Below are 19,383 nucleotides of genomic sequence, written 5' to 3'. Positions count from 1 at the left end.
CTCGCGAGCGTGGGCTGAGCGTGTTTCTGGGGACGTTATGACCATCCGTGTATTCATCGTGGACGACCATGCGTTGGTGCGTACCGGCATGCGCATGATTCTGTCGGCGGAAACGGATATCGAAGTACTGGGCGATGTCGAGAGCGGCGAGGAAGCCTTGCCGCTGGTGCGCAAGCTCAAGCCCGATGTGGTGCTGTGCGACCTGCACCTGCCCGGCGTAAGCGGCCTGGAAGTGACCGAGCGCATCGTCAAGGGCGACCACGGCACGCGCGTGATCATCGTTTCGGTGCTCGAAGACGGGCCGATGCCCAAGCGTCTGCTCGAAGCCGGCGCGTCGGGCTATGTCGGCAAGGGCGGCGACGCCAGCGAACTGTTGCGGGCGATCCGCGACGTGGCGCGCGGCAAGCGCTATCTGGCCAGCAACATCGCGCAGAACCTGGCCCTGGCCAATCTCGACGGCGGCGCTTCGCCGTTCGACGAGTTGTCGCCGCGCGAGCTGGAAATCGCGCTGCTGCTGGTGCAGGGCTTCCGCCAGGAAGAAATCGCCAAGCGGCTGAGCCTGAGCGCGAAGACCGTCAACACGCATAAGACGCGTTTGTTCGAGAAGCTCACCATCACCGACAGCATCGCCCTGGCGCGACTGGCGGCGCAGTACGGATTGGCCGACCCGGCGCATTCGCTTTGACTGAGTAAGTTCGCGGCCCGATCGCCGCGGAAAACATCGACTGCCGCGTTTCATGCGGACAAAAAAAACCGGCCGCTCGCGCGACCGGTTTTTTTTATTGCCGGCGATCGGTCGCGCGAGGCGACCGACCGATGCCCGGGGATCAGGCGCGGCGTTCGTGCTGCCCGTCGTCCGGACCGCCGTCGTGCTCGCCGTCGCCGGTCTTGCCTTCTTCGTCCTGCGCCGTATCGCTGGCGGCGTCGGCGTTGACCGCGGCCGGATGGGGCAGGGTGTCGAACAGACCGCCGGTACGCGGCGTCAGCGGCGAGGCCTGTTCGGAGGCGATCGGTTCGATCTCCGCCGTGGGCGCACTGGCGACGGGCGTCGCGAACGCCGTCGGAGCGGTTTCGATCGGCGCGACCACGATCGGTGCGGCCGGCTGGACCGGCAGGCCGATCGCGGCTTCCACCGCCGGCGAGACCGTGGCGACGTTAGCGGCAGAGGCTTCGGCCTCACCGGGGTTCTCATCGCGCGGCGTTACCGCCGGCTCGATCACCACCGGTTCGATCACCGCGGTTTCGACCACGGTGGGCGACTCGACCACGACCGGTTCGACCACCGTCGGCTCGATGCGCGCCGACGGCTCGACCTTCTCCGGCTGCGCCGGGGCCGATTCACGCGGCTGCGCGGAGGCTCCGCTGCTGACCGCGGCGATGGCCGGCTTGGCATGCTCGACCGCTTCCACGGCGGCCTGGGCCGGCGTCGCCGCCGGAACGTCGGCTGCGAACGACGACGCGGGCTGGGCGAAGCTGCTGGCCGGCGCCGTGAACGAGGTGGCGACGGCGGCCGGGGCCGGCGTGGCTACCGTTTCATGGCGAACCGGTTCGGCCTGCGTGGACGCAGCCGGTGCGGATTCGACCTGGGCGGACACGGCCGGAGCCGGTTCCGCTGCAGCCGATTCCACCGCGACCGGTTCGGCCGCAAACACGGCGCGTTCGGTCTTCACCGGCTTCGCCGCTTCGGCGTCGCCGTGCGCGTGTTCGCCGAAATGCGCGAACGAGGGCTTGCCGTCGGCGGCGCTTTCGCGCGAGGGCACGAAGGTGCTGCTCGCGGCGGCAGCGACCACTGCTGCGGTCGTGGCCGCAGGCGCGTTCTGCGCGCGCGGCGCAGCGGCGCCGGAGTCGTCTTCGAAGTCGAACTCGGGCTGCGAGCGGTGCGCGGCGGCCGGAGCCGCGGCGGGCTCGGCGCCCATGTCGTCTTCGTCGTCGAAGCCGTTCTCGTCCTGACCCTGGCCTTCGCCCGCGGCGCCGGCTTCACCGTTGCCGCGACGACGACGACGGCCACCGCGACGGCCGCGACGGCGGCGACCGCCGCCTTCGCCCGTGCCATCGGCCTGTGCGGCATCGCCTTCGCGCGATTCGACGGTGGCGGTCGCGGTTTCGGCGACGGCGGCCTCGGTCTTGAGCGTGGTGTCGTCGCTTACCGGCGGCGTCGCGAGCGGCGCGGCGACTGCAGCAGCGGCAGCCGCGGGCACGGCGACAGCGGCGGCGGTTTCGGCCGCTGCATCCTGACGCGGCGGCTTGGGCTCGTTACGCGGCGCGCGCGGCGCCTGGCCGTTGCCGGCATTGGCCTGCGCGTTGCGTTCCTCGCCTTGCGGCTTGGGCTGCGGCGGCGGATTCTGCTGCGCGTTCTGCGGCTTGGGCTGCTGCGCCTGCTTGGGCTGCTGCGGTTGCGGCTGCTTCTGCTTGGGCTGCTGGGCCTGGCCGTTCTGCGCGTTGGCCTGCACCTGCACCTGCGGCTTGTCGCGGCGGGCCTGCGGCTCGCGGTCCTGGCGCGCTTCGTCGCGGCGTGCGCCGTCGCGTCCGCCCTTGCCGTTGCGCTCGTTGCGATCGTTGCCGCGGCGCTGGCCGTTGCCGCGATCGTTACGCTCGCCGCGGCCGTTGCGACCGTCCTGGGGACGGCCGCCGGCGGGTTCGGGCGTGGTCGCGGCCGGCTGCGGCGCGCCGCGGAAGATCCGCAGGATGCGCTGGACCAGGCCGATCGAGTGGGTCGGCGCGGCGACGGGCGCAGCGACCGGCGCCGGGGCGGGAGCCACCGCCACGGACGCTTCGCGCGGTTCCCGCAAGGGCGCCGGCTGGGTGGGCTTCACATTGGTAACCGCCGGCGCATCCGGAATATTCAGATGCGCCTTGGTCAGAGCATGCACCGGCAGCTTGCGCTGGGTGCCGCGCTGGTAGCTGGGCTTGGTGGTTTCTTCGCCGATTTCGTTCTCGCGCACCCGGGTGACTTCGTAGTGCGGGGTTTCCAGGTGTTCGTCGGCCACGATGACGATCGGCGAGTCGTGGCGCTGCTCGATCTCCATCAGCGCGCGGCGCTTTTCGTTGAGCAGGAAGTTGGCGATCTCGGTCGGCGCCTGCACCAGCACTTGTCCGGTGTTTTCCTTCATCGCGTGCTCTTCCGCCACGCGCAGGATCGACAGCGACAGCGATTCGACGCTGCGCATGCGGCCGTGGCCGTCGCAACGCGGGCACACCAGCTGGCTGGATTCGCCCAGCGACGGGCGCAGGCGCTGGCGGCTGAGTTCGAGCAGGCCGAAGCGCGAGATGCGCCCGATCTGCACGCGCGCGCGGTCTTGCTTGAGCGCGTTCTGCAGCTTGTTCTCGACCTCGCGCTGATGGCGGTTGGACGACATGTCGATGAAGTCGATCACCACCAGGCCGCCCAGGTCGCGCAGGCGCATCTGGCGCGCGACTTCCTCCGCCGCTTCCAGGTTGGTGTTGAACGCGGTTTCTTCGATGTCGCCGCCCTTGGTGGCGCGCGCGGAGTTGACGTCGATCGCGGTCAGCGCTTCGGTCTGGTCGATCACCAGCGCGCCGCCGGAGGGCAGGCGCACGGTGCGCTCGTAGGCGTTCTCGATCTGCGATTCGATCTGGAAGCGGTTGAACAGCGGGGTTTCGTCGACGTACTTCTTGAGCTTGCGCAGGTTGTGCGGCATGACCTGCTCGACGAACTCGCGCGCCTCGGCGTACATCTCGTCGGTATCGACCAGGATCTCGCCGATGTCGGCGCGCATGTAGTCGCGCAGGGCGCGGATGATCAGGCGCGATTCCTGGTACAGCAGGAACGGGGCCGGCTTCTTCAGGGCTTCGTCGGTGACGGCCTTCCAGATGCTCAGCAGGTAATCCAGGTCCCACTGCAGCTCTTCCGCGTCGCGGCCGACGCCGGCGGTGCGGATGATCACGCCCATGTCGTCGGGGATGGTGAGCTTGTCCATCGCCTCCTTGAGGGCGGCGCGGTCGTCGCCCTCGATCCGGCGCGAAACGCCGCCGGCGGTGGGCGAGTTGGGCATCAGCACCATGTAGCGGCCGGCCAGCGAGATGAAGCTGGTCAGGGCGGCGCCCTTGTTGCCGCGTTCTTCCTTATCGACCTGGACCACGATCTCCTGGCCCTCGCGCAACAGCTCGCGCAGGCCGGCCTTGTTGTGGTCCACGCCGGGCTGAAAATAGTCGCGGGAGATTTCCTTCAGCGGCAGGAAGCCGTGGCGTTCGGCGCCGTATTCGACGAAAGCGGCCTCAAGCGAGGGCTCCAGCCGGGTGATGCGGCCTTTGTAGATGTTGGACTTCTTTTGTTCCTTGGACGGCTGTTCGATGTCGATGTCGTACAGGTTTTGCCCGTCGACGATGGCGACCCGCAGTTCTTCCGCCTGCGTCGCGTTGATCAGCATGCGCTTCATTGTTGCGTTCCTCGCGCGCTCTACCGCGCGGAACGCCATGGCGTTTCGCAATCTGGGAACACAGGCGCCTCCGTCGCGATCGTCGGCCGCAACGAATGCGGGCCGCCCGCGCGCCGGCGAGGCCTCCACTTCCAGCGCTACATCACCACGGCACGCCGCGGGAGCGCTTCTTACTTATTGAAACTTTCGGGCCGGCGACGCGAACGTCGCACGGGGCGGGGCGGCGGTTTGGACCGGCTCAATCGAGCGTCAGGCCCTGGCGCCGCACAACTTTTGTTCATCGCGATGGTTTGACCCATCGGGCGAAGGCCGGTTCCGCCGGTCCGTCGCTGCTAACATGGCTACCCCGTGGGCAGTGGTTAGACGCGGACCGGAATCGCGAGAGGGGCTTTCGGCCCCGTACCGGGCCGCACGCTTGTCAGGCGTAATGGCTGGTACAACTCCCTGCGAAATCAAAACCTTATCTCGCGTCGCGAGTGTAACAGATAACGCTTCGGGATGACCCAGTCAGCAAACTCCGCCAATGCCGGTGCTCGTACCGTGCGCGTGCCCGATGACCGCGATGGACAGCGGCTCGATAATTTCCTGCTCGGCCAACTCAAAGGTGCTCCCAGGTCCTTGATCTACAAGCTGGTGCGCTCCGGCCAGGTACGCGTGAACGGGGGGCGGGCCAAGGCCGAGCGCAAGCTCGAGGCCGGCGACGAGGTGCGCATTCCGCCCGTCCGTCTCAGTGAGCCGGGCGACAAGCCGATGCCGCCGAAAGGTTTCATGGACGCCCTGGACGCGGCGATCGTGTTCGAGGATGCGCGCCTGCTCGCCCTGAACAAGCCCTCCGGGGTCGCCAGCCACGGCGGCAGCGGGATCAGCTTCGGCGCGATCGAAACACTGCGCGCCTCGCGGCCGGGCCACACCCTGGAACTGGTGCACCGGCTCGACCGCGACACCTCCGGGCTGCTGATCGTGGCCAAGAAGCGCTCGGCGCTGACCGAGATGCAGGCCTTGATGCGCGAGGACGGCGGCATCGCCAAGCGCTATCTGGCGCTGCTGACCGGGCGCATGCCCGACGGGGTCATGAGCGTGGACGCGCCGCTGCACATCGGCCTGCGCCAGGGCGGCGAGCGCCATGTCCAGGTCCATCGCGACGGCAAGCCTTCGCTGAGCCACTTCAAGGTGCTGGAACGGCGCGGCGGGCAATCGTATTGCGAGGTGCGGATCGAAACCGGCCGCACTCACCAGATTCGCGTGCATGCGCAGCACATCGGCCATCCGGTCGCCGGCGACGACAAATACGGCGAGGCCGAGACCAACAAGCGCCTGCGCGATCAGGCCGGCCTGCGCCGCCTGTTCCTGCATGCATCGACCCTGGAGTTCGCGCTCGACGGCGGCCGCGAGCCGTATCTGCTCAACGCGCCGCTGGCGCCGGAGTTGATCGAGGTGCTCGACCGCCTGGGCTAAGCGGCCCGGCGGCGGATCATTTCAGGGTTTTCTGCCGGCGTTTGTGGGCGTGGCGCTCGTCGCTTTCGAACCAGCCCAGGTGGGTGCCGTCGTCGTCGTCGTCCACGATCCGGCCGTCCTTGACGATGACGCCGATCAGATTATTGGCGACGGTGTCGAACTTGATCTGGGCGAAACGCGCGGCGTGGCCGTCGCTGATGTGAATCTCGGTGAGCCGGGCCTTGCGCCAGGCGTCTTGCGGCGAGGCCACGCCGAACTCGCGCAGGTGCGCCTGCAGCGAGGTTTCGCCGGGTTCGATATCTACGCCGTAGTCGGCGACCTGGAAGGAAAACAGGCATTCCTCCCAGAGCAGCGATTCGATCGTCGCCAGCGCTGCCGGTTCCAGCCGCAGCACGTCCTCGACGGTGCGGGCCATGCCCTGAGTGACGGCCGATTCCGCGCCGTCGGCGGGGAACAGGACGAAGTCCACCGGCCGATCGAACATCGGCACATGCAACTCGAACTGCCCGAGCCCGATGTCGTCCCAGCGCACGAGCGCGGCGAGCCGTCGCTGATCCATGCCGCTGTCCTGCGCCGTGCGGCCCGCTTACAGGCCGCTGGGCGCCTGTCCGCAATGCTCCGGCCGCGACGGCGGCGCGTGGAAGGTCACCGGCACCTGGATGTCGGTGGCGACCGGCTTGCCGTTGCGGGTGGCCGCTTCGAAGCGCCAGCTCTGCACACCCTTGACCGCGGCATCGTCCAGCGCCTTGGTCTGGCTGCTGGTGAGCACGTTGACCCGGGTCGGCTTGCCTTCCACGCCGACGGTCAGCTGCAGCACCACTTTGCCGCCGATCTGGTCGCAGCCGATTTCCTGCGGGTATTGCGGTGGCGGCGTATCCACCGCGCGCAGCGGCGTGGACGGGATCACCGCTTCCTCGGGAGCGCGCTGGCCGCAGCCGGCGATCAGCGCCGCGATCAGGCCGGCGGCCAGCGCCGGAGCCAGGCGCGGCGAAACGGTGTCGAACATGCGGCGAGCAGTTGCGTTCATGGCGTGATCAACCTGTCAGGGCTTCGGCCTTGGCCGCGCAGATGAAGTCGTTTTCGCTCAGGCCACCGACGTCGTGAGTGGAATAGCGCACCACGCAGCGGTCGTAGTGGACGCCGAGGTCGGGATGATGATCCTCGCGATGGGCCATGAAGGCCAGTGCATTCACGAACGCCATGGTCCGGTAGTAGTTGTCGAAGCGGAAGGTCTTGGTGAGGGCGTGGCCGTCCTCGGCCAGCTCCCAGCCGGGCACTTCCGGCAGCAGTTCGCGCACGCGCGCTTCGCTCAGGCGGTGCTCGCTGCCGCGCAGGGGCGTGCAGTGGGCCTGGGGCAGGGGGATGAGGTCGTTCATGCGGATGACTCCTGGCGGCCTGGCGCGGGCGCCGCGGCGTTGCGTTTGCGCCGGCGCGACACCATATGAACGGAATCGTATCGCCGACGGTCGTAGGATGCGTGCACGGCATCAGGCCGCACCGACCCCGCTAGAATAGCCCGATGATCAATATTTCCGAATCCGCCCAGACCCATTTCCGCAAGCTGATCGAGCGCGAGGCCCTGCCGGGCCTGGGCGTTCGCCTGTCGGCCGTTCACGCGGGCACGGCGCGCGCCGACGTGCGTCTGGAATTCGCCGAGCCGGCCGATCTGGCCGGCGACGAGTGGGCGGTGGATTGCGACGGCTTCACCCTGTGGCTGCACGCCGACAGCGTGAAGTACCTCGATGGCGCCGAGATCGATTACGAAAACAAGGCCACCGGCGGCCAGCTGCAGATCCGCGCGCCCAAGATCAAGGGCGAAGTGCCGGCCGAGTCGGCCTCGCTGGTCGAGCGCGTGCATTGGCTGGTCGAGCACGAGATCAATCCGCAACTGGCCCAGCATCGCGGCAACGTCTCGGTGCAGGAAGTCACCGCCGACGGCGTGGTGGTGCTGCGCTTCGGCGGCGGCTGCCACGGCTGCGGCATGGCCGATGTGACCCTCAAGCAGGGCATCGAGACCACGTTGATGAGCAAGGTGCCCGGGGTGACCGCGGTACGCGACGCGACCGACCACGACACCGGCCACGCGCCGTACATGCCGCGCGATACCGCGGCCTGACCCCGGCGCGGCGCAGCCTATGCCCACCGCCGCATCGATCATCGAAGCCCTGCAGCGCAAGCTGCGGCTTTCGCTTCGGCGCGAATCGCCTCCGCCCGGGCAGTTTCCGCCGGGCTGGCAGTCGTGGCTGGATTCGCTGCGTCCGCAGCCCGGCGAAGTCACCGGCGCGACCTGCGATGCGATGGTCGCCGCGCTGGCGCAGCGGCCCTTGGCGCAACCGCCGCGGCGGGTAGAGTCGCTCAATCGCTGGCAAGCCTTCGCGACCTTGTGGCGCCAGCAATGGCAGCCGCCGGCGCGCGAGGAGCGCGGCCTGCGCTGGGCCGCGGGCGTGGTGTCGCTGCTGTGGCATCTGCTGTTCGGCGGATTGCTGGTGTGGCTGATGTATCTGCAGTATTTCGCCACCCGGCCGCCGCCGCAGGGCGAGACCGTCACCATGGTCGAATACATCGGCGAGGGCACGCCGAAGGAACCCGGCGGCGGTCAGCAGCAACCCAGCGATCAGCCGCAAACCGAACCGGCGCCGCAGCCCACGCCGCAGCCGCAGCAACAAACCGCGCAGGCCGCGGTGCCGCCGCCGCAGGTCGAGGTCAGCACGCCGCCGACGCCGGAACTGCAGGCGCAGTTGCCCGACGTGCCGCAGCGCGACGTACCCGAGCCGCAGATCCCGCCGCCCACCGTCGAGCAGCCGGTGATGGTGAGCAAGGACGTGCCCGATTCCCCGCAGATCTTCGTGCTGCCGCCGACGCGCAAGCGCGTGGAGGAGACCCTGCGGGTGCCGCAGATCGAGTCCGCCGCCCAGCCGGTGCGCACAGTCGATGTACCCGCGCCGGTGCAGCCGCCGACGCTGGAAGTGCCGCAGCGCGATATCGCATTGCCGACCGTCGCGGCCAAGCCGCGCGAGATCGCCGTGCGCGAAGTGCCGGCGCCGCTGCCGCAACTGCAGGTGCGCGAGTTGCCGACGCGGCCGATCGAAACCCCGCAACTGCGCAGCGCCACGCCGCAGGTGCGCGTGGCCGAGATTCCGACGCCGTCGATTCCCGCTCCGCCCGCACCGGCGGCGACATCGGCGCCTGCGCCTGCGGCCGCGACCGCGCCGAGCGCGACAGCTACGACTTCGACACCGACGCCGGCTACGTCCACGGCCCCGGCCAGCACCGCCGCGCCCAGTCCCAGCGCGGCCAGCGCTGCGCCGGCCGCGCCTTCGCGCCCGCCGGCGGCGACCGCCGGGGCCGGGCCCAAGCCGACCCCGGCGCCGGGCACCTGGTCGGCGCCCAAGCGCGGGGACGATTGGGGCGATTCGGCCCGCAACCGTCCGGGCGCACAGAGCGGCGACACGCCTGGCCTGTACAACAGCGACGGCAGCCCGCGTCTGGCCGATGCGCCGGGTTCGGCCTCGCCGGGCAAGCCGCCGGGCACGATCACCGAAGAGATCAAGAACCTCGATCGCGCCGGCACCTGGCTGCGGCGCAAGCCCACCGATTACGAGCCGACCAGCCTGGACAAGTACTGGCGTCCGAACGAAACCCTGCTGGCCGAGTGGGTGCGGCGCAGCGTGCAGACGGTGATGATTCCGATCCCGGGCACGAGCAAGCGCATCCAGTGCTCGGTGGTGCTGCTGATGGCCGGCGGCGGTTGCGGCATCAACGATCCCAACCTCAACGACCAGCCGGCGCAGGCGCGTCCGCCGCCGGATATTCCGTTCAAGAAGCATCTGCAGGAAGACAACGGCAGCGTGCGGCCGCCGCCGGGTGGGTAACCGCGGCGTCGTACGAAAGCGCTCGGCCCTAAGTCCGGCTGCTTTCGTCGTGAAGCTCCTGCGTTGCTTGCGGGCGCGGGCAATCGCGGAAATCTATGCAGGAGCATTCGCGCCTGCGGCGCTCATCCCCTCACCCCAGCCCTCTCCCGCAAGCGGGAGAGGGAGTCCAAACAGCGCCGTCGTTTCCTGATCTGTCTCATTTCCTAATCTGTCCTGTCCACGGCCCGCGCGACTCCGATGCAATCGGGCCGTCCCAATCGCAAGACCCCAGACACAAAAACGGCCCGCAAGCGGGCCGTTTTCTTGACCTGAAGGCGCGGACAAGCCGCGCCTGCGGCTCAATGGATGCCGTGCAAATCGCGCAACTGCACATCCTTGTCGCGCGAACCGAAGTACGCGGCCAGATCGGCGATCTGCTGATCGTTCAGATTCTTGGCCTGGCTCGACATCAGCGCGTGCTCGCGGTCGCCGTCGCGGTACATCTGCAACGAGTGGGCGATGTAATCGTGGTACTGACCGGCCAGACGCGGGTAGGTCGGGTCGATCGGCGCATTGCCTTCGGCGCCGTGGCAGCTCACGCACGACTGCTTGGTCGGGCTGCGCTCGCCGTCGCTGGCCAGTGCCTTGCCGTGCTCGACGTTGCCGGCCGGCAGGCCCGAGGACGAGGAGGTGTGGCCTTCGTTGCGATCGGCCGAGGAATGGCCGGCCGGGACTTCACCGCCGCCGGAGCAGGCGGACAGGGCGAGAGCGAGCGTGGCGATGGCGAGGCCGTTCTTGAGGAAGCTGGGATTCGTCATGGGGCGGCTCACTTGGCGCTGGAAAGGAAGGCGGCGATGTCGGCGATGTCCTGGTCCGAGAAGCTCTGGGCCTGGGCCTGCATCGTCGGGTGCTTGCGCGCGCCCTTCTTGTATTCGGTCAACGCGTTGACCAGGTACTCCTGCGACTGACCGACGATCTTGGGAACGTGGTAGTTCGGATAAGCGTTTTTATAGCCGGTAACGCCGTGGCAGCCCTGGCAGGTATAGGTGAGCTGGTGGCCGGTTTCCGGATTGCCCTTGATGGCCGGGGCGGCGGCGGGAGCAGCGGCGGGTGCGGCCGTTGCGGCGGGAGCCGGGGCCTTGGCGGGGTCCTGCGCGGCCGCGGTGGCGGCGAACAGGGTCAGGGCAAAGCAGGCGGCGATCGTCAGCGGTCGCATCATGTCGTAGTCCGCAATCTCGAGTGGCTAGCGAAAGGTGTGGCTGGCTCTGCGGGGCCGAAGCCGCGCACAAGTCCGCGAGTATAGCTGGCGAGACGATTGCAACGAAGTCGTCCATCGACGCATCCATACTGACGCCGGTCCCGGAACGCGCCGCAAGCTCGACCCAAGGCCGACTGGAACCCATGCAGAACGGGCACGCAAGCGTCGAGCGACGGCGCTCGCGCTAACCGTGCCTCAGAATAAATGCATGGCTCCAGTCATCATGACCTTCGGCGGATGTTGGCTTTCCGGGTCGGTGATATACCTATATACAACACCGGCATACGACCGGTAACCGACGAATATTTCTAGAACACTGGGGTCGTCTCGAATGCGTCAACTCACCAACAACCGCAACAGCGGTCCGGCAGTGCGCGGCACGGTGGCCTTGGCCGCCCTGGCCCTGGCTTGCACCCTCGGACTGTCGGCCTGCAAGGGCGGAGCGGGCGCCGCCGAGGCGCAGGCCAAGGAGGCCAAGGACAAGGTATCCGATGCGGTGCCGGTCGAGGTCGCGCAGGCTTCCCGGCGCGCGATCGCCGCCAGCTACACCGGCACCGCGCCGCTGGAGGCGCGCGCCGAATCGCAGGTGGTGGCCAAGACCTCCGGCGTTGCCCTGGACGTCATGGTCGAAGAAGGCCAGCTGGTCAAGGCCGGGCAGGTGCTGGTGCGGCTGGATTCGGCCCGCGCCGAGCAGCAGGCCGCGCAGACCAGCGCGACCATGCGCAAACTGGAAGCCAACTACGCCCGTGCCCGGCAGATGGCCGAGCAGCGCCTGCTCAGCGCCAACGACGCCGACCAGCTGCGCTACGACCTGGACAGCGCGCGCGCCGCCAATCGCCTGGCCACGCTGGAACTGTCCTACGCCAAGGTCGAAGCGCCGATTTCCGGTGTGGTCGCCTCGCGTTCGATCAAGACCGGCAACTTCGTCCAGATCAACTCGCCGATCATCCGCATCGTCGATACCTCGCAGCTGGAAGCCACGCTCAACGTCCCCGAGCGCGAACTGGCCACCCTGAAGGCCGGCCTGCCGGTGCAGATGCTGGTGGACGCCATGCCCGGCAAGGTATTCACCGGCACCGTCGCCCGCGTCGCCCCGGTGGTGGACTCGGGCAGCGGCACCTTCCGCGTGATCTGCTCCTTCGAAGGCGGCGGCGTGCTGCAGCCGGGCATGTTCGGCCGCCTGCGCATCGACTACGACAACCGCGCCGACGCGCTGGTGGTGCCGCGCGCGGCGCTGCTGGACGACGAAGGCGATCCGGCGGTGTTCGTGGTGCGCGGCAAGAAGGTCTCGCGCGTGCCGGTCAAGCTGGGCTATCTGGACGGCGCCTGGGCCGAGATCCGCTCCGGAGTGAAGCTCGGCGAGCAGGTCGTGGTCGCCGGCAAGACCGCCCTGCGCGAAGGCACCGAGGTGCTGCTGATCAACACCAAGCCGGCCACGGTCGCCGCCGCGGACAAGCCTGCCGCCGACAAGCCCGCTTCCAAGCAATAAGCGCACCGCTTGCGGTCCGACGCGGCCGGCCTACGGCCGCGTCCTTCGAAACTCTTTTGAACGTGGGGACTGACTGTGGCTCAGCTTCCGGACACGACGTCCTTTAACCTGGTGGAGTTTTCCACCCGTCGCCGCGTGACCGTGGCGATGGTGACGATCACCTTCCTGCTGTTCGGCGTGATCGCGCTCAACAGCCTCAAGGTCAATCTGCTGCCCGACCTGAGTTATCCGACTCTCACGGTGCGCACCGAGTACACGGGCGCGGCGCCGACCGAGGTCGAAACCCTGATCACCGAGCCGCTGGAAGAAGCAGTCGGCGTGGTCAAGGGCTTGCGCAAGCTGAAGTCGGTTTCGCGCACAGGCCAGAGCGATGTCGTGCTCGAGTTCGCCTGGGGCACCGACATGGACCAGGCCAGCCTGGAGGTGCGCGACAAGATGGAAATCGTGCAGCTGCCGCTGGAGGCCAAGAAGCCGGTGCTGCTGCGCTTCAATCCGTCCACCGAGCCGATCCTGCGCATCGCGCTGTCGACCAAGGGCGGCAATAAAGTCAGCGAGAGCGAGGCGATCCGCCAGCTCACCGCGCTGCGCCGCTACGCCGACGACGATCTGAAGAAGAAGCTCGAGCCGGTCGACGGCGTCGCCGCGGTCAAGGTCGGCGGCGGCCTGGAGGACGAAATCCAGGTCGATATCGACCAGCAGAAGATCTCCCAGCTCAACCTGCCCATCGACACCGTCATCCAGCGCCTGAAGGCGGAGAACATCAATATCTCCGGCGGCCGCCTGGAAGAGGGCGCGCAGCGCTATCTGGTGCGCACGGTCAACGAATTCGCCAGCGTGCCGGAAATCCGCGAGATGCTGGTGACCACGCAGAAGGCCGGCGGCAACGCCGCGGCCGACGCGGCGGCGGAAATGGCGCGCGTCGCCGCGGCCTCCGGCTCGGCCGACGCGATGGCGGCGGCCGCTTCGGTGCAGAGCGCGAACTCGGGCGACCAAAGCACCGCAGCCGGCGGCAAGCCGGTGCGGCTCAAGGACATCGCCGACGTCCGCCAGGGCTACAAGGAACGCGAGGCGATCATCCGCCTGGGCGGCGTGGAAGCGGTGGAACTGGCGATCTACAAGGAAGGCGACGCCAACACCGTGTCGACCGCCGACGCGATTCAGGCGCGGCTGGCGCAGATCAAGTCGCAGATTCCGCCGGACGTGGAACTGACCACGATCGACGACCAATCGCAGTTCATCCGCCACGCCATCAGCGACGTCAAGAAGGACGCGGTGATCGGCGGCTTCCTCGCCGTGCTGATCATCTTCCTGTTCCTGCGCGACGGCTGGAGCACGTTCGTGATCGGCCTGTCGCTGCCGGTGTCGATCATCGCCACCTTCTTCTTCATGGACCGGCTCGGCCTGAGCTTGAACGTGATGTCGCTGGGCGGCCTGGCGCTGGCCACCGGCCTGGTGGTGGACGATTCGATCGTGGTGCTGGAGTCCATCGCCAAGGCGCGCGAACGCGGGCTGGGGATACTCGAAGCGGCGGTGGTCGGCACGCGCGAGGTCAGCATGGCGGTGGTCGCCTCTACCTTGACCACCATCGCGGTGTTCCTGCCGCTGGTGTTCGTGGAAGGCATCGCCGGGCAGTTGTTCCGCGACCAGGCCCTGACCGTGGCGCTGGCGATCGCGATTTCGCTGATCGTGTCGATGACCCTGATTCCGATGCTGAGCGCCTTGCGCGGCCGGCCGGCGCTGGGGTTCCAGGAAGAACCGCCGCATCCGCGCTGGCAGCCCAAGAACGGCGTGCTGCGAGTGCTGGCGTGGTTTCCGCATGCGATCGTGGTGGCGGTGCGCTCGGTGTTCTTCGGCCTCGCCTGGCTGGTGGTGCGGATCTGGCGCGGCGTCGGTGCGGTGGTCGGCCCTGTCATGGGCAAGGCCAGCGATATCGCGATGGCGCCGTATGCGCGTGCCGAACGCGGCTATCTGAAGCTGCTGCCGGCGGCGATGGGCCATCGCGTGCTGGTGCTGGGCCTGGCCGCGCTGGCGTTCGCCGCGACGCTGGCGGCGGTGCCGCTGCTGGGCGCCGACCTGATTCCGCAGCTCGCCCAGGACCGCTTCGACATGACCGTCAAGCTGCCGCCGGGCACGCCGCTGCGCGAAACCGACAAGCTGGTGCGCGAGATCCAGGAAAAGCACGCGAAAGACCCGGGCATCCACGCCTGGTTCGGCGTCAGCGGCAGCGGCACGCGTCTGGACGCCAACCCGACCGAGAGCGGCGAGAACATCGGCAAGATCACCGTGGTGATGGCCGACGGCGGCAGCAAGCAGATCGAAGCGGAAGAAACCGAACGCCTGCGCCGCACCATGCAGGGCCATCCGGGCGCGCAGGTCGATTTCGCCCGTCCGCAGCTCTTCAGCTTCTCCACACCGCTGGAAATCGAACTGCGCGGCCAGGATCTGGAAACCATCCAGCGCGCCGGCCAGCAGATGGCCAAGATGTTGCGCGGCAGCGAGCACTTCGCCGACGTCAAATCCACGGTGGAGCAGGGCTTCCCCGAGATCCAGATCCGCTTCGACCAGGACCGCGCCGGCGCGCTTGGCCTGGCCACGCGCGACATCGCCGACGTGGTGGTCAAGAAGGTGCGCGGCGACGTCGCCACCCGCTACAGCTTCCGCGATCGCAAGATCGACGTGCTGGTGCGCGCGCGCGAATCCGATCGCGCGTCGATCGAAAGCATCCGCCGTCTGATCGTCAATCCCGGCAGCAACCGTCCGGTGACCTTGGAATCGGTGGCCGAGGTGATCGCCACCACCGGCCCCAGCGAAATCCACCGCGCCGATCAGGTACGCGTGGCGATCGTGTCGTCGAATCTGCGCGACATCGACCTGGGCGGCGCCATCGCCGAAGTCGAGAAGCTGGTGCGCGAGCAGCCGCTGAGCCCGGAAGTGCGCATGCACATCGGCGGCCAGGGCGAGGAACTGCAGCAGTCGATCAATTCGCTGTTGTTCGCGTTCGGCCTGGCGATCTTCCTCGTTTACCTCGTGATGGCTTCGCAGTTCGAATCGCTGCTGCATCCGTTCGTGATTCTGTTCACCATCCCGCTGGCCCTGGTCGGCGCGGTGCTGGCGCTGTTGCTGACGCGTTCGGCGGTGTCGGTGGTGGTCTTCATCGGCTTGATCCTGCTGGTGGGCTTGGTGGTGAAGAACGCCATCATCCTGATCGACAAGGTCAACCAGTTGCGCGAGCACGGCGTGCCCAAGCGCGAGGCGCTGATCGAAGGCGCGCGTTCGCGACTGCGTCCGATCATCATGACCACGCTGTGCACCTTGTTCGGCTTCCTGCCGCTGGCGATCGCGACCGGCGAGGGCGCCGAAGTGCGCTCGCCGATGGCGATCACGGTGATCGGCGGCCTGCTGGTGTCCACGCTGCTGACCTTGGTGGTGATCCCGGTGGTCTACGATCTGCTAGACCGCCGCGGCGACGAGTACTACCGCAATCGCGTGCGCAAGGCGCAGCGCGAAGCCGAAGCGACCAAGGACCGGATCGGCCACGACAACGACCCGCTGGCGGAGGCGCACTGACATGAGCAGCGTTGCCGAGATCAGCATCAAGCGGCCGATCACGACCATCATGCTGTTCGTGTCGATGTTCGTGATCGGTTTGATCGCGGCGGTGCGGCTGCCGCTGGAGTCGCTGCCGGACATCTCCGCGCCGTTCTTGTTCATCCAACTGCCTTACGACGGCTCCACGCCGGAGGAAGTCGAGCGCACCATCATGCGTCCGGCCGAGGAAGCGTTGGCGACGATGACCGGCATCAAGAGCATGCAGGGCAACGCGACCGCCACCGGCGCCTCGATCTTCCTGCAGTTCAAGGATTGGGACCGCGATATCTCGATCGCGGCCTCGGATGCGCGCGAGCGCATCGACGCGATCATGGACGATCTGCCCGACGGCTTTCAGCGCTACTTCGTGTTCAAGTGGTCCAGCTCCGACCAGGCCGTGCTGCAGGTGCGGCTGGCCGGCGACATGGACCTCAGCCGCGAATACGACCTGATCGATCGCGAGTTCAAGCGTCGCCTCGAACGCATTCCCGGCGTGGCCAAGGTCGAGATCGGCGGCGCGGCGCCCAACGAGGTCGAGATCGCGATCCTGCCCGATCGCATGGTCGCGCACGACGTGGATCTCAACACCCTGACCAGGAAACTGCAGGCGCTGAACTTCTCGATTTCCGCCGGCGAGATCGAAGACGGCGGGCGCCGCCTGCGGGTGCAGCCGATCGGCCAGGTGATCGACCTGGAACAGTTCCGCAACCTGGTCATCAACACCTCCGGCCTGAAGCTGCGCGACATCGCCGACATCCGCCTCAAGCCCGCGCGCCTGGACACCGGCCGGCGCCTTGACGGGCGTCCGGCGATCGGCCTGGACATCTTCAAGGAGCGCAGCGCCAACCTGGTGGAAGTCTCCAAGCTGGCGCTGGCCGAGGTCGAGGCGATCCGCGCGCAACCGGCGCTGAGCAATATCGAAATCAAGGTGGTGCAGAACCAGGGCGAGGAAGTCACCGACTCGCTGCTCGAACTCGGCGAGGCCGGCGCGATCGGCCTGTTGCTGTCGATCGCGGTGCTGTTCTTCTTCCTGCGGCATTGGCCGTCGACGCTGATGGTGACCCTGGCGATTCCGATCTGCTTCGTGATGACCCTGGGCTTCATGCACTTCGTCGGCGTGACCCTCAACGTGTTGTCGCTGATGGGCCTGCTGCTGGCGGTGGGCATGCTGGTGGACAACGCGGTGGTGGTGGTCGAGAGCATCTACCAGGAACGCGAGAAGATGCCCGAGCAGCCGCAACTGGCCTCGATCATCGGCACCCGCCACGTCGCCATCGCACTGTCGGCCGGCACCTTGTGCCACTGCATCGTGTTCCTGCCGAACCTGATCGGCGAGACCAACAACATCAGCATCTTCATGTCGCAGATCGCGATCACCATCTCGGTGTCGCTGCTGGCGTCGTGGCTGGTCGCGGTCAGCCTGATCCCGATGATCTCGGCGCGCATGAAGACGCCGCCGGCGGTCAACAAGACCACCGGCCTGATCCCGCGCCTGCAGCGCAACTACGCGCATTTCCTGCGCTGGACTCTGGAGCATCGCGGCCTGAGCGTGATCGGCATCATCCTGGTGGTGGCGCTCAGCATCGTGCCGATGATGCTGACCAAGTTCGACATGTTCGGTAACGACGGCGGCAAGGAAGCCTTCATCTCCTATCACTGGAAGGGCAACTACACCCGCGATCAGATGTCGGCGGAAATCCTCAAGACCGAGCAGTTCCTGGAACCTCGGCGCAAGGAATTCCACATCAAGCAGATCTACTCGTTCTTCAGCGAGAACAACGGCGGCAACGCCGGCACGCGCCTGCAGTTCGTCGATGGCGAGGTGGAAAACACCAAGGCCATGACCGAGCGCATCAGCAAGGTGCTGCCCAAGTCGGCCAAGGCCGAAATCGTCGTCAGCCTGGACGGCGGCGACGGCGGTGGCGGCGGCGGGCAGGACGGCAAGAGCGTGCAGGTGCAACTGGTCGGCGATTCGACCGAAACCCTGTCGGAACTGGCCGGCGATATCGTGCCGATCCTGTCGCGGCGTTCGGAACTGCGCGATGTGCGGGTGGACGTGGGCGATCGCAATTCCGAGCTCAACGTGCGGGTGGACCGCGAGCGCGCGGCCTCGTTCGGTTTCAGCGTCGAGGAAGTCTCGCGCTTCGTCGGCCTGGCCTTGCGCGGCGCCCAACTGCGCGATTTCCAGCGCGGCGAAACCGAAGTTCCGGTGTGGGCACGTTTCGCCGGCGCGGAGAAATTCGGGATCGAGAACCTGTCCGAATTCACCGTGCGCTCGCCCGACGGCCGCAGCGTGCCGCTGTTGGCGATGGTCGATGTCAACGTGCGCCCGACCGCCAGCCAGATCAACCGCAACAACCGCCAGACCACGCTGACCATCCAGGCCAACCTCAACGCCAAGACCACCACGCCCGAAGCGCGCAAGGCGATGGAGGAGACGCTGAAGAAGGTCGCGTTCCCGGCCGGCTACAGCTACAGCTTCGACGGCAGCTCGTTCGAGCGCGACGACGACGCGGGCAAGCAGATGATGATCAATCTGGTGCTGGCGCTGGTGATGATCTACGTGGTGATGGCGGCGGTGTTCGAGTCGCTGCTGTTCCCGGCGGCGATCATGAGCTGCGTGGTGTTCTCGATCTTCGGCGTGTTCTGGCTGTTCTGGCTGACCGGCAGCTCGTTCACGATCATGGCCTTCATCGGCATCCTGGTGCTGATGGGCGTGGTGGTGAACAACGGCATCGTCATGGTCGAGCACATCAACAACCTGCGCCGGCGCGGCTTGTCGCGCAACGAGGCCTTGGTGGAAGGCAGCCGCGAACGTCTGCGTCCGATCATGATGACGATGGGCACGGCGATCCTGGCGATGATTCCGATCTCGCTCAGCGACACGGTGGTGCTCGGCGGCCTGGCGTATTCGCCGATGGCGCGCGCGGTCGCCGGTGGCCTGGCGTTCTCGACCGTGGTCAGCCTGCTGTTCCTGCCGACGATCTACGCGATCCTCGACGACATGCGCGAAGGCACCTCGGTGCTGGTGAGTCGCGCGCGCGGCAAGCCCGCGCGCGGCGGTGAGGCGCCGGCGTTGGCGTAATCGCCGACAGCGGTGCCGTCTCGATGAAATGCAGTTCCCCCCTTTGAAAAAGGGGGGGCTTCTACCCGCGCAAGCTCACCGACCCGCGTCCAACACGCAAAGCAAATCCCCCGCGCGACGATTCAGCCCGAAACGAACCACCGTCGGGCGCTCGCCCCCTTTTTCAAAGTGGGCACCGATTCAAAGGGGGCGCCGAATTCCGGCAGCAGCGCTGTCTCGATGAGAGGCAGTTCCCCCCTTTGAAAAAGGGGGCACGGGGG

Annotated in this window: 13 protein-coding genes; 7 read left to right on the top strand and 6 right to left on the bottom strand. The window is 67.6% G+C overall.

The annotated features are described in order from the left end of the window. Nucleotides 1–37: 37 nt before the first annotated feature. Complete coding sequence (locus LG3211_RS13295) at nucleotides 38–685, top strand: response regulator (RefSeq protein WP_057943263.1); 648 nt, start codon at nucleotides 38–40, stop codon at nucleotides 683–685. 142 nt (nucleotides 686–827) lie between these two features. On the opposite strand, the gene LG3211_RS13290 is transcribed toward LG3211_RS13295, so the two are convergent. Further along, entirely contained in the window at nucleotides 828–4,397 is a 3,570-nt protein-coding gene (locus LG3211_RS13290; protein WP_057943262.1) for an Rne/Rng family ribonuclease, read from the bottom strand. A gap of 498 nt (nucleotides 4,398–4,895) precedes the next feature. On the opposite strand from LG3211_RS13290, the gene LG3211_RS13285 reads away from it, so the two are divergent. After that, a complete protein-coding gene (locus LG3211_RS13285) occupies nucleotides 4,896–5,852 on the top strand; it encodes an RluA family pseudouridine synthase (RefSeq protein WP_057943261.1) in 957 nt (318 codons plus the stop codon). A 16-nt stretch (nucleotides 5,853–5,868) separates the two neighbouring features. Here the strand turns inward: LG3211_RS13285 and LG3211_RS13280 are convergent, their stop codons facing one another. The 3 genes from LG3211_RS13280 to LG3211_RS13270 are packed head-to-tail and all read right to left on the bottom strand — an operon-like array spanning nucleotide 5,869 to nucleotide 7,228. Then, a complete protein-coding gene (locus LG3211_RS13280; protein ID WP_057943260.1) occupies nucleotides 5,869–6,411 on the bottom strand; it encodes a hypothetical protein in 543 nt (180 codons plus the stop codon). Nucleotides 6,412–6,438: 27 nt separating this feature from the next. After that, nucleotides 6,439–6,879: an energy transducer TonB gene (locus tag LG3211_RS13275; protein ID WP_237049760.1), complete on the bottom strand. Its 441-nt coding sequence runs from the start codon at nucleotides 6,877–6,879 to the stop codon at nucleotides 6,439–6,441. A gap of 7 nt (nucleotides 6,880–6,886) precedes the next feature. Further along, entirely contained in the window at nucleotides 6,887–7,228 is a 342-nt protein-coding gene (locus LG3211_RS13270) for a 4a-hydroxytetrahydrobiopterin dehydratase (protein ID WP_057943258.1), read from the bottom strand. 143 nt (nucleotides 7,229–7,371) lie between these two features. Between LG3211_RS13270 and LG3211_RS13265 the strand changes: the two genes are divergently transcribed. Both LG3211_RS13265 and LG3211_RS13260 read left to right on the top strand, forming a co-directional pair. Beyond that, complete coding sequence (locus LG3211_RS13265; protein ID WP_057943257.1) at nucleotides 7,372–7,968, top strand: NfuA family Fe-S biogenesis protein; 597 nt, start codon at nucleotides 7,372–7,374, stop codon at nucleotides 7,966–7,968. A gap of 19 nt (nucleotides 7,969–7,987) precedes the next feature. Next, the gene (locus LG3211_RS13260; protein ID WP_057943256.1) at nucleotides 7,988–9,724 is read left to right on the top strand and encodes a hypothetical protein; all 1,737 of its coding nucleotides are present in this window, start codon (nucleotides 7,988–7,990) and stop codon (nucleotides 9,722–9,724) included. A gap of 338 nt (nucleotides 9,725–10,062) precedes the next feature. Here LG3211_RS13260 and LG3211_RS13255 read toward each other — a convergent pair whose 3' ends face one another. Together LG3211_RS13255 and LG3211_RS13250 are read right to left on the bottom strand one after the other, a co-directional pair. Continuing rightward, entirely contained in the window at nucleotides 10,063–10,521 is a 459-nt protein-coding gene (locus LG3211_RS13255) for a c-type cytochrome (protein WP_057943255.1), read from the bottom strand. Nucleotides 10,522–10,529: 8 nt separating this feature from the next. Next, a complete protein-coding gene (locus LG3211_RS13250; RefSeq protein WP_057945472.1) occupies nucleotides 10,530–10,919 on the bottom strand; it encodes a c-type cytochrome in 390 nt (129 codons plus the stop codon). 373 nt (nucleotides 10,920–11,292) lie between these two features. Between LG3211_RS13250 and LG3211_RS13245 the strand changes: the two genes are divergently transcribed. The 3 genes from LG3211_RS13245 (at nucleotide 11,293) to LG3211_RS13235 (ending at nucleotide 19,123) form a co-directional block, all read left to right on the top strand. Further along, complete coding sequence (locus tag LG3211_RS13245) at nucleotides 11,293–12,450, top strand: efflux RND transporter periplasmic adaptor subunit (protein ID WP_057943254.1); 1,158 nt, start codon at nucleotides 11,293–11,295, stop codon at nucleotides 12,448–12,450. Nucleotides 12,451–12,525: 75 nt separating this feature from the next. Next, complete coding sequence (locus tag LG3211_RS13240; RefSeq protein WP_237049759.1) at nucleotides 12,526–16,017, top strand: efflux RND transporter permease subunit; 3,492 nt, start codon at nucleotides 12,526–12,528, stop codon at nucleotides 16,015–16,017. Between the two features lies 1 nt (nucleotide 16,018). Then, nucleotides 16,019–19,123, top strand: coding sequence for an efflux RND transporter permease subunit (locus tag LG3211_RS13235; protein WP_057943252.1), 3,105 nt, complete (start codon nucleotides 16,019–16,021; stop codon nucleotides 19,121–19,123). Nucleotides 19,124–19,383 lie beyond the last annotated feature (260 nt).

Origin of the sequence: Lysobacter gummosus (assembly GCF_001442805.1) — a bacterium.
In the GTDB taxonomy this organism is placed as follows: Bacteria; Pseudomonadota; Gammaproteobacteria; order Xanthomonadales; family Xanthomonadaceae; genus Lysobacter; species Lysobacter gummosus.
This window is presented reverse-complemented; position numbering and strand designations above follow the sequence as displayed.